We start from the raw sequence: 18379 nt of genomic DNA, 5'->3' as shown, positions 1-18379 counted from the left end.
TGTAGCCCGCTGCAATGCGGGCCGCAGGCTGCTGCGGGGAAACTGGCACAGGCGCTGCATGAGCCCCAGCGAGCCCGCCACATTCGGGCCGCCCATTCGATCAATGGCGATCGTTAGCCTCTATAGGTAATGGGTATCAGGTGTCACTCAAAGGCACCGCACAGAACAGGCAAAGGCGCCTGAAACCGCAAGGTTTCAGGCGCTTTTTTTATTGCCGCAGAAAAACCTGATGAGCTTCGGCCGGGAAATGCCATGAACAGCACAGATACCTCCACAGACCAGCAACGGCTGATCATCATCGGCAACGGCATGGTCGGCCATCACTGCGTCGAGCAACTGATCGAGCGTGGCGCGCTGGCGCAGTACCGCGTGCATGTATTCAGCGAAGAGCCGCTGCGCGCCTATGACCGCGTGCACCTCTCCGAGTATTTCACCGGCCGCGATGCCGAATCCCTGGCCCTCAGCGGTGTCGCGCTGTACCAGACGCCGGGCGTGACCCTGCACCTGGGCGTGCCGGTGCTGGAGATCGACCGCGAACGCCGCGAAGTGATCACCGCCGAGGGCAGCTTCCCCTACGACCAGTTGGTGCTGGCCAGCGGCTCCTACCCTTTCGTGCCGCCGATTGAAGGCGCCGAAGGCGATTCGCGCCTGGTCTACCGCACCTTGGCCGACCTTGACACCATTCAGGCTGCCGCCAAGAGCGCGCGCCGTGGTGTAGTGGTCGGTGGCGGCCTGCTCGGCCTGGAAGCGGCCAACGCCTTGAAGTCCCTGGGCCTGGAAGCCCATGTGGTGGAATTCGCCCCACGGCTGATGCCGGTGCAACTGGATGATCACGGCGGCCTGGCACTCAAAGCACAGATCGAAGCCCTGGGCGTCAGCGTGCACCTGTCACGCGGCACCCAGTCGATCACCCCGGGCAGCGAATACCGCTACCGGATGAACTTTGCTGGGGATGAATTCCTTGAGACCGACCTGATCGTGTTCTCCGCCGGTATCCGCCCGCAGGACGCCATCGCCAAGCAGTGCGGCCTGGAACTCGGCCCGCGCGGCGGCGTGGCCATCGACAGCCAGTGCCGCACCAGCGATCCGGCCATCTACGCCATCGGCGAGTGCGCGGCGTGGAACGGCGGCATCTTCGGCCTGGTTGCACCGGGCTACCAGATGGCCCGCAGCGTCGCCACCCAGCTGTGCGGCGAAGACAGCGAGCCCTTCATGGGCGCGGATATGTCGACCAAGCTCAAGCTGCTCGGTGTCGATGTCGGCTCTATCGGCGATGCCCACGGCGCCACCGCCGGTTCGCGCAGCTACCGCTTTATCGATGAAGCCAACGCCAGCTACCGTCGTCTGGTCGTATCCGCCGACGGCAAGCAGGCCATCGGCGCTGTACTGGTCGGCGACAACAGCTACTACGACACCCTGCTGCAGTACGTGCAGAACGGCATTGCGCTTCCGGCCGATCCGTCCTGCCTGATTCTGCCGCAAGGCGAAGGCGCCCCGGCGCTGGGTGCCGACGCCCTGCCGGATACCGCGACCATCTGTTCCTGCCACAACGTCAGCAAGGGCGCGATCTGCGCCGCCATCGACGGCGGTTGCGGCGACCTGGCCGGGCTCAAGGCCTGTACCAAGGCCGCCACCGGTTGCGGCGGCTGTTCGGCGCTGCTCAAGCAGGTGTTCGAGCACGAGCTGACTGCGCGCGGCGTGGTGGTGGACAAGAGCCTGTGCGAACACTTCGCCTACACCCGCCAGGAGCTGTACGGCATCGTTCGCGTCGAAGGCATCGAGAGCTTCGAGGCGCTGCTGGCCAAGCACGGCCGTGGTCATGTCGGTTGCGACATCTGCAAGCCGGCGGTGGGTTCGATCCTCGCCTCCTGCTGGAACCGCTCGATCACCGATCCGGCGCTGGTGCCGCTGCAGGACACCAACGACACCTTTATGGCCAACATGCAGAAGAACGGCACCTACTCAGTGGTGCCGCGTATTCCTGGCGGCGAAATCACTCCGGACGGCCTGCTGGCCATCGGCGCGGTGGCGAAGAAATACGACCTCTACACCAAGATCACCGGCGGCCAGCGCATCGACCTGTTCGGTGCGCAGCTGCACGAACTGCCGGATATCTGGGCCGAACTGATTGCCGCCGGCTTCGAGACCGGCCACGCCTACGGCAAGTCGCTGCGCACGGTGAAGTCCTGCGTGGGCAGCACCTGGTGCCGCTACGGCGTGCAGGACAGCGTGGCCATGGCGCTGCTGCTGGAGGACCGCTACAAGGGCCTGCGTTCGCCGCACAAGATCAAGTTCGCCGTCAGCGGCTGCACCCGCGAATGTGCCGAGGCGCAGAGCAAGGACGTTGGCGTGATCGCCACCGAGAACGGCTGGAACCTCTATGTGGCGGGCAACGGCGGCATGCGCCCACGCCACGCCGAACTGTTCGCCACCGATCTGGATGATGCAACCCTGATCCGCTACATCGACCGTTTCCTGATGTTCTACGTACGCACCGCCGACCGCCTGCAACGCACCTCGGTGTGGCGCGAGTCGCTGGAAGGCGGCCTGGATTACCTGAAGGAAGTGATCATCGACGACAGCCTGAATCTCGCCGCCGAACTGGAAGCGCAGATGCAGCTGGTGATCGACCGCTACGAGTGCGAATGGGCCAACGCTCTGAAGGACCCGGAGAAGCTCAAGCGCTTCCGCACCTTCGTCAACCAGCAGGGCGGCGACCCGGATATCCAGTTTGTCGAGGAGCGCGGCCAGCGCCGCCCGGTGCGCGCCGACGAGCTTGCCCTTATTCCGCTATTCGAGGAGGTGGTCTGATGAGCCAGTCGAGCGCAACCGCAACAGTCGAACAAACCAGCGTGCAATGGCGCGCCCTGTGCAACCGTGCCGATCTGGTGGCCAATTCCGGCGTGGTCGCCTGGGTCGACGGCGCCCAGGTCGCACTGTTCTACCTACCTGACGAGACCAGCGGCAAACAGCTGTATGCCGTCGATAACCGCGATCCGAAGTCCGGCGCCAACGTCATCGGTCGCGGCATTGTCGGCAGCCTGGCCGGTGATCTGGTCATCGCTGCGCCGCTGTACAAACAACACTACCGTCTGGAAGACGGCAGTTGCCTGGAATACCCCGAACAGCAACTGCGCACCTGGCCGGTGCGCTTGCAGGGTGACCGGGTGGAAATTGGCCTGAGCTAAGGCGATGGGTGAACGGGGCTGACGTAGTCAGCTCCGGCGCATTGACTGAACAAAGCATTACTTGACTTAAAAGTCAGCTTTTGGCTTTATACGCTCCAGCTTGCATGATCGGTTGACCCTATAGCTTGTCGGCCTCTCGGCAAATCAGAGGGTTGCTTGCAATTTCTGTTGCTCGTATAGCGCTATATCCAAAGATATACAGCGGTATTGCACTGATGCGAAGCCAACTCTGGTTGCATTGCCGTCACAACACTAATAACAACACACAGGAGTAAGCACAGTGCACAGAACCACCCTAGCGATTACGCTGGCCGCCATCGCCAATCAGGTCACCGCCGCCGGCTTTATCGAAGACAGCAAAGCCACGCTGAACCTGCGCAACTTCTACTTCAACGCCGATAACCGCGAAAGCCAGGATGACGTAGGCCTGGCCGCTTCGCGCAGCTCGCAAGCCGAAGAGTGGGGTCAGGGCTTCCAGCTCAACTTTGTCTCGGGCTACACCCAGGGCACCGTTGGCTTTGGTGTGGATGCCATCGGCCTGGTTGGGGTCAAACTGGACAGCGGCGGCCGTACCGGCAAAGCCGACCGCAGCCGCACCCCAGGCGCGCTGTTCCCCCTGGAAAGCGACGGCAGCGCGGTGGACAACTACGGCAAGGCGGGCGTCACCGGTAAGGTGCGCTTCTCCAAGACCGAAGCACGCCTCGGCACCCTGCAGCCCAAGCTGCCAGTGATCAACTTCAACGATGGCCGTCTGCTGCCGCAAACCTTTGAAGGCGCACAAATCACCTCCGCCGAGATCGACGGTCTGACCCTCACCGCCGGCCAGCTGGAAAGCACCAAGACCCGCAGCTCCACCGACGATATCGGCCTGCGTATCGGTGGCGCAACCCGCCCCAACGGCACCCCAGCCACCACAGCATTGGCTGACTCCAACGAATTTATCTTTGCCGGTGGCGACTACAAGATCACCAAGGACCTCACCGCGCAGTACTACTACGGCAGCCTGGAAGACTTCTACAAACAGCACTTCCTAGGCCTGACCCACAACCTGGCCCTGCCAGTTGGCGCGCTGAAGACCGACCTGCGTTATTTCAACAGCGGCTCCGACGGTAAGAACGGCAGCGCTGCTGGCCGCGCCCAAGGCTACAAGAGCAGCGGCTACTGGACAGCGAGCGACAGCAACGCCGGTGAAGTCGACAACAACACCTGGAGCGCGCTGTTCACCTACAGCCTGAGCGGCCACGCCCTCAGCGCCGGCTATCAGCAAGTCTCCGGCGACAGCGCCTTCCCGTTTGTCAGCCAGGGTGATGGTGCCACTGCGTACCTGATCACCGACCGGCAGATCGGCAAGTTCGCCAGTGCCGGCGAGCGCACCTGGCTGGCCGAATACGGCTATGACTTTGCCAGCGCTGGGGTACCGGGCCTGAAAGCCACCGTAACCTACCTGTCCGGCAGCAACATCGACTCTGCTGCCAGCGACCGCAAGGAATGGGAACGCGATTTCCGTTTGGACTACGCCCTGCAGGACGGCCCGCTGAAAGGCCTGGGTTTCTCCTGGCGTAATGCGACCTTCCGCAGCAACGCCGCGACCGATCTGGACGAGAACCGCCTGATCGTCAGCTACAGCCTGCCGCTGTTATAACTCAAGGCCGGCAGGAGTAAGGACGTGTGGCAGGATGATGTGTTTGAGCTCAATCGACACCGTCTGGAGACAGAAATCCTCGAAGATGCTTTTTGGCAGCCTGAGTTGCGTGCTGTTCTGCACGAGTTATTGGTGTGTGTTGAACAAGCCGGCTACAAGGTGAACATTCACAGCCTTGGGTTGTTTCTCGGTGACTTTGTGCCCAGCCTACCGCTGGAGCGGGCCGAAGAATGGCAGGTGCTGGCGCTGCAGCGCTGGCTGACCCAGACCAAGCCCGAGCTGGTTGAGCGCCTGGCCGAGTACCTCATTAGCTGAGGACTGTCCCTGCATGCATTACGGAGTTTCACTGGTTCTATCGCTATATATGAATGGATACAGCGAAGGTAAAGTGTTTTAAAAGAATCGAGCGCTATGTGCATCCGCTTTATCACTACATCCATGTGGCTGGGTAATTACGGCGAGCAGTTGTAAAGGCATGAAGTTCGTATGCCTATCTGTGCATTTGCAGACATTTACTCTGATCCCAATGGTCAGCGTTGAACGATTCACCCAACAATCAAATCAGGAGTTAGCCAATGAAAGGTTTTATCCCCAGTACGTTATTGAGCCTGTTCGCCGCCGTGGCATTCAGCAGCCACGCCCTGGCCGAACAGGTGCAGGTGGCGGTGGCCGCCAACTTCACCGCGCCGCTGCAGGCGATTGCCAGTGAGTTTGAGAAGGACACCGGGCACAGCGTGGTCGCCTCCTTCGGCGCCACTGGCCAGCTGTATGCGCAGATTCAGAACGGTGCGCCGTTCGAGGTGTTTTTCAGTGCCGATGCAAGCACCCCAGCCAAGCTCGACAGCGAGGGCCTGGGCGTCAGTGACTCGCGCTTTACCTATGCAGTTGGCAGCCTGGTGCTGTGGTCGGCCAAGCCGGGTTACCTGGATGGCAGCGACGCGGTGCTCAAGGCCAATCAGTACAAACACCTGGCGATCGCCAACCCGAAAGCCGCGCCATACGGCTTGGCTGCCACCGAAGTGCTGGACAAGCTCGGCCTGAGTGCGGCGGTTAAAGACAAGCTGGTTGAAGGGCAGAACATTACCCAGGCGCATCAGTTCATTGCCACCGGCAATGCCGAGCTGGGCTTTGTTGCGCTGTCGCAGGTGTACAAGGATGGCCAGCTCAGCAGTGGCTCGGCCTGGATGGTACCGGCGCAGATGCACACGCCGATCAAGCAGGATGCGCTGATCCTCAAGAAAGGCGAACATAATCCCGCCGCGGCAGCCCTGACCGAGTACCTGAAAGGTGAGAAGGCGGCGAAGATCATCAAGTCTTACGGCTACCAACTTTAAAAGGCTGTTGCGATGCCACTGAGCAAAGCTGATTTCGCTGCGGTACTGCTGACGCTTGAGCTGGCATCGCTGACCACCCTGTTACTGCTGCTGATCGGTACGCCGATTGCCTGGTGGCTGGCGCGTACCAACTCGCGCTGGAAGCAACCGATTGGCGCGATTGTCGCCCTGCCGCTGGTGCTGCCGCCGACGGTGATCGGCTTCTACCTGCTGGTGAGCATGGGCCCGCACGGTTTTATCGGCCAGCTGACCCAGAGCCTCGGCCTCGGCACCCTGACCTTTACTTTTACCGGGCTGGTGATTGGCTCGGTGTTCTATTCCCTGCCCTTTGTCGTGCAGCCGCTGCAGAACGCCTTCGAGGCGATTGGTCGGGGGCCGCTGGAGGCCGCTGCCACCCTGCGCGCCGGACCTTGGGACGCATTTTTCAGCGTGGTGCTACCACTGGCCAAACCGGGCTTTATCACGGCGGCGATTCTCGGCTTTACCCATACCGTGGGTGAGTTTGGCGTGGTGCTGATGATTGGCGGCAACATCCCCGGCAAGACCCAGGTGGCGTCTGTGCAGATTTACAGTCTTGTGGAAACCATGCAGTACGCCCAGGCCCACTGGCTGGCGGGCGGTATGGTGCTGTTCTCCTTTATCGTGCTGCTGGCGCTGTATTCAGGGCGTAGTGGCAAGCAGGGGTGGTAATGATCTGGCCTTTTTCGCGCCGCTCAGCGGCTGTTCGCAAGGTAGCCGAGCCGGGGGCAATCCAGGCGTGCTTCAAGGTTGAGCATGTGGGCTTCAGCCTGGATGTCGAACTGAACCTGCCGGGGCGCGGCGTCAGCGCCTTGTTCGGCCATTCCGGCTCGGGCAAGACCAGCTGCCTGCGCTGCTTTGCCGGGCTGGATCAACCGAGCGAAGGCTACCTGCAGGTTAACGGTGAGCTGTGGCAGGACAGCGCTCAGGGCCTCTTCGTCCCGGCGCATCAGCGCGCCGTGGGTTACGTGTTTCAGGATGCCAACCTGTTTGCCCACCTCACGGTGCAGCGCAATCTGCAGTACGGGCTCAAGCGCATCCCCGCTGCGCAGCGGCGGATTGCCCTGGAGCAAGCGGTCGAGTTGCTTGGCATTGAGCATCTGCTGGAACGCTTGCCGGGCAAGCTCTCGGGCGGCGAACAGCAGCGCGTCGGCATCGCCCGCGCTCTGCTGACCAGCCCGCGTCTGCTGCTGCTGGACGAACCCCTGGCTGCTCTCGACCTCAAACGCAAACAGGAGGTGCTGCCCTATCTGGAGCGCCTGCATCAGGAGCTGGAGATTCCGATTGTCTATGTCAGCCACTCGCCGGATGAGGTGGCGCGCCTGGCCGATCACCTGGTGTTGCTGGAAGACGGCAAGGTCAGCGCCAGTGGCCCGTTGAAGGAAACCCTGCTGCGCGCCGACCTGCCGTTTGTCTTTGAAGACGATGCCGAGGCGGTGGTGGACGGCACAGTCACGGCGCACGATCAGGCTTACGGGCTGCTCTACCTGCAATTGCCGGATAGCCCGATCAACCTGCGCTTGCCCCATGGGCCGCTGCCGCTGGGCCAGTCGGTGCGGATCAAGGTCAAGGCGCGTGATGTCAGCCTGAGCCTGCAGCAGGCCGAGGACAGCAGCGTGCTCAACCTGTTGCCAGCGCGGGTGCTGGACTGGATCAATGTTGCCGAGCAAGCCCATGTGCTGGTGCGTGTGCAGGTGGGCGGCGAGCAGTTGATCGCCCGCATCACCCGTTACTCCTTCGACCGCCTGCAGATCCAGCGCGAACAGTCGCTGTGGGCGCAGGTTAAGTCGGTGTCGTTACTGAGCACTCACTGATGCCGGGGCAAACGTGCCGGGGATGACCTGCGAGCGCTTCAGCCCCAGCCACTCCAACTCGATAAACACCAGTACCACAACAGCCTGGACGATCACGAAGGCGTAGCCCAGCACGTTCGGCGTGAACCAGCCGCTCAGGAGCACCAGCAGACTGAGCACCACCCATAGTGCATTCAGGCCGATCACCGTGTAGACCGCTGCCCGCGCCATGCTTTCACGGCGGGACAGCCAGAGCAGAAAGGCCACCAGCGGAATCAGCACCACGCCGATGCCGAAGAGGAACTCACCCGGCAGAGCCAGCAGGCTGCTGAGCCAGTTAGTCAGCAGTAGGAGTTGCGCGGTGGTGATTACGCCAACCAGGCCATCGGCGAGTAGGGCACGGCGCAGTAACAGCGAAGGGTGCACGGTGGTCATGGTGAAGTCTCCACAAAGGACCGCCGAAATGGCGGGTTGGCCCTTAGATTTCGCCGAACCGCGCGCCGCGTCGATTACCTCGCAGGTAATGGCCGCAATGACCTTGCTGGTCTATCGTCGATGCCCATGAACAGTCAAATCCAGCCCGTCGGGGCTCTGCTGCGTCAGTGGCGCCAGCATCGTCGTCTGAGCCAGCTCGACCTCGCTTGCGAGGCCGATATCTCCACCCGCCACCTGAGTTTCGTTGAAACCGGGCGCGCCCAGCCCAGCCGCGAGATGCTGCTGTTGCTCGCCGAGCAGCTGGAGATTCCGTTGCGCGAACGCAATCGCCTGCTTAGCGCTGCCGGCTATGCACCGCTGTTCACTCAGCGCGCGCTGTCCGAGCCGGCCATGGCCGCCGCACGCAGCGCCATCGAACTGCTGCTCAAGGCCCACGAGCCCTACCCGGCACTGACCATCGACCGCCACTGGAATTTGCTGGCGGCCAACAGCGCCCTCGCGCCTTTTCTGCTGGGCATCGCTCCAGAGTTGCTGGTGCCGCCGATCAATGTCATGCGCCTGAGTCTGCACCCCGGCGGGTTGGCCCCGCGTATCGTCAACCTGGGGCCGTGGCGCGCCTATCTGCTGGCGCGTTTGCAGCGCGACATTCAGGCCAGCGGTGATGCTCAGCTGCAGGTGCTATGGGATGAGTTGAACGCCTATCCGGGACCGGCGGCGCCCGCACAGTTCGACAGCGATACGGTGCTGATGCCGCTGCAGCTTGCCAGCGAGCAGGGTGTGATCAGCCTGATCGGCACCACCACAGTGTTTGGCACTGCCAATGACATCACCCTGGCGGAACTGGCGTTGGAAACCTTTTTTCCGGCCGATGCCTTCAGCGCGCAGTACCTGCGTGACTTGGCCGAATCGACGCATCTTTCCGACGAAATCACTCTTTAGGCTGCTTTTCTCCAGTATTCAGTGCAGTACCCTGTGGCGCGCGATTGTATAAGCTGACCTGGTTCAGCACTGCTCACAAAAATAATAAGGAGCACCCCACGTATGCGTTCTACAACGCTGTCTCGCTCGCTATTGCTTGCGGTTATCGGGCTGTTGGCCGGCCTCTCGCCGCTGACCTTTGCCCAGGCCGTTACCCCCCAGGAACAGGTTCAAGTGCAGGCCAGCCGGGTGACCAGCAGCCTGATGCTGTTACGCGGTGAGGGTTTCCAAAAGAAACACCAGGATGCCCTGGAAACCGATCTGCAGGCCCTGGCCGCAGCGGTGCAGAGCCTGCCGCAAAACAGCGATGCCCTGCGCGGCGCCCATCAGGAACTGGTGGTGCAGATTCGTCGTGGCGTGGCCTTCGGCCCGAGCGAGGATGACATGCCCTGGCGCTACCCCGAGGACCTCAGCAAGGCCCTGCTCGGCGTGCTCGAGCAAACCCGCAAGCTGGCCGGCCCGGATGACAGCGAACTGTCCGCCAAGCTCGAATACCTCTCAGTGCAGTACCTCAGCCGCGCCTACTTCGGCAATTTCGAAACCGCCCGCGAACAGCCCGATACCTACCTCGGCCAGGATGAACGCAAGATCGTGCCCTCGGTGGATGCGCAACTGGCCGCGCTGGATGGCAAGGCCGACCCGCAGGTGGGCAAGCTGAAAACCCGTTGGGAATACCTCAAGGCCGCGCTGGTCGACCTCAACAGCCAGAGCAGCGCCTTGCAGAGCGCCTCGGGCCGGCCATTTGCGCCGATCACCGTGCATCGGCAAACGCGCTCGCTGACCACGCAATGGATGGCGATGTACTGAGTTCGCCTACGATCTGCTGCGCGTCGGCCCTGTGGCGTTACAACGACCACCGGGAGTAACAGCCGCAGGCTGGCCCGAAGGGCGAGCAACGCGAGTAAAACAGGCTCGGAAAGCCCTTGCGGCTAACGCGCTTTAGCGCGACCCGAAGGGCGAGTGAAACGAGTAGTGCTCATTTACACCAGTACACTCGCGTGCGAGCCCAGTCCGCTTCCTCGCCTGTTTTGACCAGCCGGAGGCTGTTACTAACGTAGCGCCTTGCAGGACTCTAGCTCGCGAGAGCTTGAATAGGTTCTAGGCGGGAAGCGATCAGCCGCCGTGTAGCCCGGATGCAATCCGGGATGTTTGGGCCAGCCGCATAACCGCTCCCGGATTACATCCGGGCTACGGCTTAACGGTCTTGGCAGCCTTAGGCAGTGGCTTTCTTCTCGCGAATACAGGTCGGCCCGGCGCGCTCGACGATGGACTGTTCGACCTCTTTGCGCAGGCCCAGCAGAAAGGCCGCTTCGGCGGCGACGAACAGGGGGCCGATCACCAGGCCCATCACGTCATCGACAAACGCCGGTTTGCGCCCTTCGTAGTAATGGCCGACAAACTGGATGATCCAGCCGATCACAAACAGGCCGATGCCGCTGCTTAGCCACAGCGCCGTCGACTGCACGGCCAGGCCTGCCGCCGCCCATAGGCTGAGCACCAGCAGCAGCGCCATCAGCAGGCCGAAACGCAGGTCCAGGCGCAGGTAGAACACCCCAGCCGCCAGGGCCACCAATAGGGCTGGAGAAAGCCACAGACCGAGCAGCTCAAAGCCGGGCCGCGACAGCAGCACGGCGACCGCCACAACGATCAGTGGAATACCGATAAAGTGGCTGAGAATATTGCGTTGGTCGCGGTGATACGCCGCGTACTGAGCCAGATGATCAACCAGGGTTTTCATTATTATTTTCCTTATGCAAGACAGGTGGCCAGCATGAACCCACGCCCACGTAGCGCTCTGTCAGCTAGCCGACAAACCGCTTGGAGCCGTCGATGAACAGCGAGCACCGCTATCAGGCGCGCCTGCGTCAGGGGCACTGGTTTAGCGCCCTACCCGCCGCCTTGCAGGAGGCGCTGCTGGCGGCTGCTCAGGTGCAGCAACTGGCGGCCGGGCAGGTGCTGTTTCGCCGGGGTGAAAAACCCTGCGGGCTGTATGCGGTGGTCGAGGGCGGCATGCGCATTGGCGCAGTCAGTGCCACCGGCAAGGAAGCGTTGCTGACCCTGGTCGAGCCGCCCTACTGGTTTGGCGAGATCTCCCTGTTCGATGGTCAGCCGCGTACCCACGATGCCTTTGCCGAAGGCCCCTCCACCCTGCTGCTGGTGCCGCAGGCGCGGCTGCTGGCGCTGCTCGAACAGCAGCCGCAGTATTGGCGTGACTTCGCTTTGCTGATGAGCCACAAGCTGCGCTTGGCGTTTATCGCCCTGGAAGATATGAGCCTGCTGCCCGCCGCCCCACGCCTGGCCCGGCGCCTGCTGCTGATTGCTGAGAACTACGGCGAAGGCGAGCCGCGCCGCGTGCTGCACCTGCCCCAGGAACAGCTGGCGCTGATGCTGGCGATCTCCCGGCAAACCACCAACCAGATCCTCAAGGAGCTGGAAAGCCAGGGCATTCTTCGCCTGACCTATGGCGAGATCGAACTCCTCGACCTCGACCGCCTGCGTAGTTTTTCCAGCCAATAGCCCGGATAAGCCTTGGCGCAATCCGGGAAGCGCGGTCAGCGGAACGATCGCTCCCCGGATTGCATGCGGGCTGCGGGGCTTCGTTGGGCTTCGGCGCTGCGCCCCTCAACCCAACCCACCTAACGCTTAGCGCAGCTTTTCCAGCATCTGGTAGTACCACATGCCGGCGGCCAGCATCGGGTTGCCGAACACATCACCCAGCGGCACCTTGATCTGTGAGCAGGCGGCGAAGGTGTCGTAGTGGCCCATCGTGCCGGTCAGGGCGTTGGCCATGATCTCGCCCATGATATGGGTAGTGGCGATGCCGTGGCCGGAGTAGCCCTGGCAGTACCAGACGTTGTCCGAGAGCTTGCCCAGCTGCGGGATGCGATTGATCACGATGCCCATGGCGCAGCTCCACTGGAAATCAATGTCGACGCCTTTGAGCTGCGGAAAGGTCTGCTCGATGCCGGGCCGCAGCTCGGCGGCGATATCCCGCGAATCACGCCCCGAGTAGTTGCAGCCGCCGCCGAACAGCAGGCGGCCGTCGGCGGTCATGCGGTAGTAGTCGAGGACGAAGCGGCAGTCGTACACGGCCAGGTCCTGCGGGTTGATTTCCTTCGCCAGCTCACCCAGCGGCGCGGTGGTGACGATGCCGCCCATGGCCGGGAAGATCATGCCCTTGAGCTTTTTCGGCTCCAGCTTGTGGTACACATCGCCGGCCAGCAGCACCTGCTTGGCGTTGATCCGGCCTTGGGCGGTGACCACCGCCGGCTTGGCGCCGTGGATGATCTCCAGCACTTCGGAGTGCTCGAAAATCAACGCGCCCAGGCTGGCGGCGGCCTTGGCTTCGCCGATGCACAGATTCAGCGGGTGCAGGTGCATATTGCGGGTGTTCTTCAGCGCGCCGCTGTACAGGTCGCTGGCCAGGTGGCTGCGCACGCCATCGCGGTCGAGCAGGGTCACGTCTGCGCCCATGCCACGGCGCTGCGCTTCGGCATAGGTGGCCTGCAGTTCCTGCATATGCACCGGCTTCATCGCCGCATGCAGATGGCCGTGCTTGAGGTCGCACTGGATGGCGTACTTCTCCACCCGCTGCTTGATGATGGCGTGGCCGCGCCAGCGCAGGTGCCAGATAAAGTCTTCAACTTCCTCGCCCAGGGTGTTGCGCATCTGCTTGCTCATCGCCGCATCGCCCGACAGGCTGCCGGTGACCTGGCCGCCGTTGCGCCCGGTGGCACCCCAGCCGATCTTGTTGGCTTCGACTATGGCCACCTTGAGGCCGCGCTCGGCCAACTCCACGGCAGACGCCACGCCGGTAAAGCCGCCACCGATGATCACCACATCGACGCTGACCTCGCCCTGCAAGGTCGGGTAGTCGGTTTCTTCATTGAGGGTGGCGCTGTAGTAGGACGGGCAGCGCTCGGCGGCGGGTGTTACGGGTTTGATGGCGGCGTTCATAAGGCGGTTCCTGGGGGCGGGTAGCGGGTGCTGTCGTGAGCAGACGGCTCAGCGGTTCGCGCCAGGGCAGGCGCGTGCAGCACACAATAGGCAGACGGCTGAAGTACTCAGCGCGGGAGGCTCAGGGCATCCGGCGGGCGCGCGTGGCGGCAATGCCACAGGGCCCAGAAGGCGAGGATTTCCGGTAACAGCGGGCTGAGCCGATCAATGCCGAAACGTCCCTCGGCCTTGCACAGGCAGAAGCGGAAGACGCGGCGCAGATTGGCTATCGGTTCACTCATACCGGCAGACTCGCACGTCGGCGACTGTTGGTTAAATCGTGTTTTTCGCATATTCAGATTGCTGCTGGCTAAACAATCATGGGCGCGGGGCAGGCTTATGGTTGATAGCGAAACGGCACCATGAGGCCCCGTTCGATCTGCCCGGACAGCTGATGCACACCGGCCAGAACGCCGTGCTCGGTGCTGCGCATCAGCCCCAGCCACTCATCATCGAAGGCGGCGTTGAGGTTCTTGCGCAGCTGCGCCTCGCTGGCGGGTCGCGCGTTTTCCCGCGAGACGGCGGTAAATAGCGCCACGCCAAGGGACACCGTGGTGCCGGCGGGGCCGCCGATCAGCGCCGATAAGGCGCCGGCCGCGCCGCTGACCGCGAGGTCGTCCACCAGGCGCTCGCTGGTGTGTTGCGCCACGGCGGAAATGCCTGGGTCCGCCGACCAGTCACCGAGGCCGCGCGGGGCATTGCGAATGCGCTCGATAAAGGCGTTATAGGCCGGCAACTCGGTGAGCGGTTCGGCGTGCAGCAGTTCATACAGCGATGCGCCAGGCGCCTGGGTGATGGCCGGAATGGCCTTGAGGCGCTGGTGGAACTGCTCGCGCGGCACGTCATATTGCTGGGCAATTCGCGGCAGGTTTTCATCGAGATGCTGAATGTACAGCCAGGTGCTGCGCGCCATGATCTGCTGTGGATCGTCGGTCTCGGCGACCGGTTCCAGCACGCGCTCGCGGTATTGCTCTTGCAGGTACAGGGCCAGGCGTTTGACGCTGGGGTCCTTCGCGCCACCGCTGCTGAGGCGGTACCAGGAAACCTTGACGCTCATCCACTGCTGGGTCCAGTAGCCGGAAAACCAGGGGATAAATTCCTCGTCGGTCTGTTGGTACACCAGGTCCATCCACTGCTCCATCGACAGCAGCGCATGCTCGCGCGCCTGTTGTGCGGCGCTGCGTGAAAGGGTGGTGATCTCACGGTCGACCTGCTGCCAGGTACTCGCACTTACCTGAATCGGCGGAGTGCTGGCACAGCCCGCCACTGCCAGCAGCAGAGTGAGCAGAACGACGCGCAGACTCGACATGGCAAGCCTCCGCCTGCTGGGTGCCAGCCCCTACTCCAATGGAGTGCTGAAGTTATTCCCCCTGTGTTTGAGTATAGGCGCGCGGCTAGCCGCTTCCGCCGCAGCAGACGGCAGGTATGGACTTACTGGCTGGCGTGCGCGTCGCGCAGATTGGCCAGCACCCGCTCGGCGTTTTCCGTGCAAGGCATGCCATCTGGTTTGCTCTCGATGGTGGCGATGATGGTCAGCAGCTGCGCTTTGTTCTGCGCCAGACGTTGCTGCATCGCCTCGATCTCGACGACCTTGCGTTGCAGGCTGTCGAGCATCTGCTCATGCGCCCAGCCCTGCGGGTTGGCATCGGGCAGCAGGCGGCGAATTTCCTCCAGGCTGAAACCGGCCTGTTGGGCGCAGCTGATAATGCCCAGGGTTTGCAGGGTCTGCTGCGTATAGCTGCGATAGCCGTTGGCCTGACGCTGAGCGTTGATCAGCCCGCTGGCCTCGTAAAAGCGAATGCGCGAGGCGGCCAGACCGCTGCGGGTGGCCAGTTCACCAATTTTCATCATCTGTGCTCCGGGCTATTGACCTTAAAGTTGACTTTAACCTTAGCCTTGCTTCACCTGCTACCCCGGAGTACGCCATGACTGCCTTCCAAGCGCTGCAACTGCCCAACGGTACGACCATCACCAACCGCATCGCCAAGGCGGCGATGGAAGAGAACCTTGCTGACGCCAGCCAGGGCCCGTCCGCCGAACTGCTGCGGCTTTACCAGGCCTGGGCCGAGGGCGGTGCAGGCTTGCTGCTCACCGGTAACGTGATGGTCGACCGCCGCGCGATGACCGGCCCCGGCGGCGTGGTGCTGGAGGATGACCGCCAGCTGGAAAAATTCCGCGAGTGGGCGCGCATCGGCCGTGCCCAGGGCGCGCAGTTCTGGATGCAGATCAACCACCCCGGCCGGCAGATGCAGGCCAACCTTGGTCAGCAGACCGTCGCGCCCTCGGCCGTGGCCCTGGAGCTGGGCGGCCTGTCGAAGATGTTCCCCGTGCCCAAGGCGCTGGATGAGGCGGAAATCCAGGCATTGATCCAGCGTTTTGCGCGTACTGCGCAGCTGGCCGAACAGGCCGGCTTTACCGGCGTACAGATCCACGCGGCGCACGGTTACCTGCTGAGCCAGTTTCTCTCGCCGATCAGCAACAAGCGCACGGACAGCTGGGGCGGCACGCTGGAAAACCGTGCGCGCCTGCTGCTGGAGGTGGTCAAGGCGGTGCGCGCGTTGGTGGCGCCGAGCTTCTGCGTGGCGGTCAAGCTTAACTCGGCGGACTTCCAGCGCGGCGGCTTCGATGCGGCCGACGCCAAGCGTGTGGTGCAGTTGCTCAATGAGCTGGATGTTGATCTGGTCGAACTGTCCGGCGGCAGCTACGAAGCCCCGGCCATGCAGGGCGATGCCCGCGACGGACGCACCTTGGCGCGCGAAGCGTACTTCCTCGAATTTGCCGGCGAGATCGCCGCTGCGGCCACCATGCCGGTGATGGTCACCGGCGGGATTCGCCGCTTGCCGGTGGTCGAGCAGGTATTGGCCAGCGGTGTGGCCTTGGCCGGGATCGCCACCGCGTTGGCGATCAACCCGGCGCTGCCCAAACAGTGGCAGGCCGGGCAGTCGAGCAGCGCCGAGCTGGCGCCAATCCGCTGGAAGCACAAGGCGCTGGCCTCCCTGGCGTATATGGCGGTGGTGAAATTCCAGCTACGCCAGCTCAGCCTGGGCAAGCACACCCACGCCGGGGTGTCGCCGCTGCGCGCGTTGCTGCTGGAGCAGCTGAAAAGCGCGCGGCGCACTCGGCAGTACAAGCGCCTGATGGCGGCGGGTTAACTTAGTTCAGGTTTAGGGCTCCGGCTTGTAACCCAGGCGTAATCCGCCCCAGTGCCGACCCTGGAGCATGATCGGCACCGACAGGTCGTGCATCAGCTCGCCGGTGTCGCGCATATAGGTCTGTAGCAGCAGCGGCTGCTGATGGCTGCCGCAGCGGATGCCGGTGCGGTCGTTGAACAGGCGCTTGCTACGGCTTTTCAGGCTGTCCACGGCGCGGTCGCCGCAGGGTGGGTGGTTGAAGGCGTTGTTGTGCGTCGGCACATAACCTTCGGCGGTGCAGGCGATGGCAAACACCAGGCCTTCATGCTGGCTGAGCAGCGGCTCCTGAATGGCCGGCAGCACCTGATCGGCGTAGCTGTCGAAACGGGTCTTGTACTTGGCCGGGAAGCTGCCGGCTATTGGTTGGTAGTGGCGGTCGAACAGGTCGCTGGCGCTGATCCGGCCGCTGTGCAGGTCCGCCTCGAACTGCGCAGCAATCTGTGCTGCGGCGCTGCGGGCCAGGTCATAAATGCGCTGGTGATAGTCATCCAGGCCGACTTCGGCCAGCTGCTCACTGACGCTTTCCGCCTGCCCGACCAAGCGTTCGGCGGCGCTGCTGAGCTGGCGGGTCTGCCCTTCGCTGTCGCCGACATCGCCGCGCAACTGGCCGACCGCTACCGAGAGCTCGGCCAGACGTTCGTGGTTCTGTCGGGTGCCGCTGTCGATCTGGCTGACCTGGTTTTCCACGTCCACCGCCAGTTCGGCAATCCCCTGCAGTTGCGCGCCGGTGTGCTCGACCTGCTGCGCGGCCAGGGTCAGCTGTTCGGCCTGCTGCTGCATATGGCTGACCACTGCCGCGCTCTGCTGGCGGATATCGCTGACGATCTGCCCGACTTCCTCGGTGGCGCTGCTGGTGCGCCCGGCCAGGTTACGCACCTCATCGGCCACCACGGCGAAGCCACGGCCGAGGTCGCCGGCGCGGGCGGCTTCGATGGCGGCATTGAGCGCCAGCAGGTTGGTCTGACTGGCAATCGACTGGATTACCAGGGTGACTTTCTCGATCTGCTCGGTGCGGCTGCTCAGGCCGTCAATCAGCTCGCGGCTGGTCGCCGTCTGCGCGCTCAGGTGCTGCATGGCATCAATCGCCTCACGCAGTTCCTGCTGCCCGCTGCTGCTGTTCTGCCGCACGCTTTGCGCCGCCAGCAAGGTCTGTGCGGCGCGCTGGGCGTTGTCCTGTTCGGTATGGGTGATGGCCTCGGCGGCCTGGTTGATCTGCTCGGTGGCGCTCAACTGCGATTGCAGTTTGCCGGCCAACTGTTGCGCGGCATGCGCCACTTCGGCCGCGGCCAAGGCGTTTTGGCAGGTGTGCCGCGACAGGCTTTGGGTCAGGGAGCTGAACGACTCGTGCTGCGGATTGACATGCTCCGGCTGCTCTTCATGCTGGCGCTGCCAGGGCCCGAGCCACGGCCACAGGGCCAGCAGCAGAAAGGACGGAATGCTGATAAACCAGGGCAGCTGGATCTGCTGGTACGTCACCATCAATCCAGCCAGCCCAATGGCATGCAGCAGGCAGGCCTTGGGATAGGTAATAAACGCAGAGCGCATGACAAACCTCATTATTTTTATTCTGGTCGAACCACGACCAGAAACTGCCTGTGGCGCGCCGCTGTAGAGTGGGCGGGCCATGCCTGCTGGAACCGGAGTGCGTGCTGCTGGATATGCCTGGGTAGGCAATCGGCCGTTGTCGGCAATTCTATAGACCATAGCGGGTGACGCTCCCTACGGCCAACCTTTGGTGGGAGGTTGATTCGAGCACCCATGGCGGTTGAGGGCCATGGCACTTTGGTCGCAGGTGGATCAGTGC

The 18379-nt window shown here is 63.0% G+C and carries 18 protein-coding genes; 11 read left to right on the top strand and 7 right to left on the bottom strand.

Going from position 1 to position 18379, the window contains the following annotated elements:
• Positions 1-252 precede the first annotated feature (252 nt).
• The 7 genes from nirB (at position 253) to modC (ending at position 7996) form a co-directional block, all read left to right on the top strand.
• Positions 253-2811 (top strand): nitrite reductase large subunit NirB, encoded by a 2559-nt coding sequence (gene nirB, locus Q8M42_RS00600; RefSeq protein ID WP_304865043.1) that lies wholly within the window; start codon positions 253-255, stop codon positions 2809-2811.
• Positions 2811-3188, top strand: a complete 378-nt coding sequence (gene nirD, locus Q8M42_RS00595; protein ID WP_304865045.1) for a nitrite reductase small subunit NirD — start codon at positions 2811-2813, stop codon at positions 3186-3188. The genes nirB and nirD overlap by 1 nt, the downstream gene beginning before the upstream one ends.
• Positions 3189-3468: 280 nt before the next feature.
• A complete protein-coding gene (locus Q8M42_RS00590) occupies positions 3469-4830 on the top strand; it encodes an OprD family porin (RefSeq protein ID WP_305282866.1) in 1362 nt (453 codons plus the stop codon).
• A 24-nt stretch (positions 4831-4854) separates the two neighbouring features.
• Entirely contained in the window at positions 4855-5145 is a 291-nt protein-coding gene (locus Q8M42_RS00585) for a hypothetical protein (RefSeq protein ID WP_304865626.1), read from the top strand.
• 260 nt (positions 5146-5405) lie between these two features.
• Entirely contained in the window at positions 5406-6164 is a 759-nt protein-coding gene (gene modA / locus Q8M42_RS00580) for a molybdate ABC transporter substrate-binding protein (protein WP_304865628.1), read from the top strand.
• A 12-nt stretch (positions 6165-6176) separates the two neighbouring features.
• Positions 6177-6854: a molybdate ABC transporter permease subunit gene (gene modB / locus Q8M42_RS00575; RefSeq protein WP_304865630.1), complete on the top strand. Its 678-nt coding sequence runs from the start codon at positions 6177-6179 to the stop codon at positions 6852-6854.
• The gene (modC, locus tag Q8M42_RS00570; RefSeq protein WP_304865632.1) at positions 6854-7996 is read left to right on the top strand and encodes a molybdenum ABC transporter ATP-binding protein; all 1143 of its coding nucleotides are present in this window, start codon (positions 6854-6856) and stop codon (positions 7994-7996) included. Before modB ends, modC begins: the two co-directional genes overlap by 1 nt.
• On the opposite strand, the gene Q8M42_RS00565 is transcribed toward modC, so the two are convergent.
• A complete protein-coding gene (locus tag Q8M42_RS00565) occupies positions 7979-8410 on the bottom strand; it encodes a hypothetical protein (protein WP_304865634.1) in 432 nt (143 codons plus the stop codon). The genes modC and Q8M42_RS00565 overlap by 18 nt on opposite strands.
• 126 nt (positions 8411-8536) lie before the next feature.
• Here Q8M42_RS00565 and Q8M42_RS00560 point away from each other — a divergent pair, with 126 nt between their 5' ends.
• Positions 8537-9349 carry a helix-turn-helix domain-containing protein gene (locus tag Q8M42_RS00560; RefSeq protein ID WP_304865635.1) on the top strand — a complete coding sequence of 271 codons (813 nt, stop codon included), beginning with the start codon at positions 8537-8539 and terminating at the stop codon, positions 9347-9349.
• A 102-nt stretch (positions 9350-9451) separates the two neighbouring features.
• Positions 9452-10195 carry a hypothetical protein gene (locus Q8M42_RS00555; RefSeq protein WP_304865637.1) on the top strand — a complete coding sequence of 248 codons (744 nt, stop codon included), beginning with the start codon at positions 9452-9454 and terminating at the stop codon, positions 10193-10195.
• 406 nt (positions 10196-10601) lie between these two features.
• On the opposite strand, the gene Q8M42_RS00550 is transcribed toward Q8M42_RS00555, so the two are convergent.
• Positions 10602-11126, bottom strand: a complete 525-nt coding sequence (locus Q8M42_RS00550) for a DUF962 domain-containing protein (RefSeq protein WP_304865639.1) — start codon at positions 11124-11126, stop codon at positions 10602-10604.
• A gap of 92 nt (positions 11127-11218) precedes the next feature.
• Here Q8M42_RS00550 and Q8M42_RS00545 point away from each other — a divergent pair, with 92 nt between their 5' ends.
• Positions 11219-11905: a Crp/Fnr family transcriptional regulator gene (locus Q8M42_RS00545; RefSeq protein ID WP_304865641.1), complete on the top strand. Its 687-nt coding sequence runs from the start codon at positions 11219-11221 to the stop codon at positions 11903-11905.
• 126 nt (positions 11906-12031) lie between these two features.
• Here Q8M42_RS00545 and Q8M42_RS00540 read toward each other — a convergent pair whose 3' ends face one another.
• The 4 genes from Q8M42_RS00540 to Q8M42_RS00525 all read right to left on the bottom strand — a co-directional run bounded on the left by Q8M42_RS00540 (position 12032) and on the right by Q8M42_RS00525 (position 15232).
• Complete coding sequence (locus Q8M42_RS00540) at positions 12032-13345, bottom strand: FAD-binding oxidoreductase (protein ID WP_304865643.1); 1314 nt, start codon at positions 13343-13345, stop codon at positions 12032-12034.
• A gap of 107 nt (positions 13346-13452) precedes the next feature.
• Positions 13453-13626 (bottom strand): hypothetical protein, encoded by a 174-nt coding sequence (locus Q8M42_RS00535; protein ID WP_304865645.1) that lies wholly within the window; start codon positions 13624-13626, stop codon positions 13453-13455.
• A 95-nt stretch (positions 13627-13721) separates the two neighbouring features.
• Positions 13722-14693, bottom strand: coding sequence for a hypothetical protein (locus Q8M42_RS00530; protein ID WP_304865647.1), 972 nt, complete (start codon positions 14691-14693; stop codon positions 13722-13724).
• 122 nt (positions 14694-14815) lie between these two features.
• The gene (locus tag Q8M42_RS00525; RefSeq protein WP_304865649.1) at positions 14816-15232 is read right to left on the bottom strand and encodes a MerR family transcriptional regulator; all 417 of its coding nucleotides are present in this window, start codon (positions 15230-15232) and stop codon (positions 14816-14818) included.
• A gap of 77 nt (positions 15233-15309) precedes the next feature.
• Between Q8M42_RS00525 and Q8M42_RS00520 the strand changes: the two genes are divergently transcribed.
• Complete coding sequence (locus Q8M42_RS00520; RefSeq protein WP_304865651.1) at positions 15310-16536, top strand: NADH:flavin oxidoreductase/NADH oxidase family protein; 1227 nt, start codon at positions 15310-15312, stop codon at positions 16534-16536.
• Positions 16537-16548: 12 nt separating this feature from the next.
• Here the strand turns inward: Q8M42_RS00520 and Q8M42_RS00515 are convergent, their stop codons facing one another.
• Positions 16549-18054, bottom strand: a complete 1506-nt coding sequence (locus Q8M42_RS00515) for a methyl-accepting chemotaxis protein (RefSeq protein WP_370870290.1) — start codon at positions 18052-18054, stop codon at positions 16549-16551.
• Positions 18055-18379: the final 325 nt, after the last annotated feature.

Origin of the sequence: Pseudomonas sp. (assembly GCF_030684895.1) — a bacterium.
Taxonomy (GTDB): Bacteria; Pseudomonadota; Gammaproteobacteria; order Pseudomonadales; family Pseudomonadaceae; genus Aquipseudomonas.
This window is presented reverse-complemented; position numbering and strand designations above follow the sequence as displayed.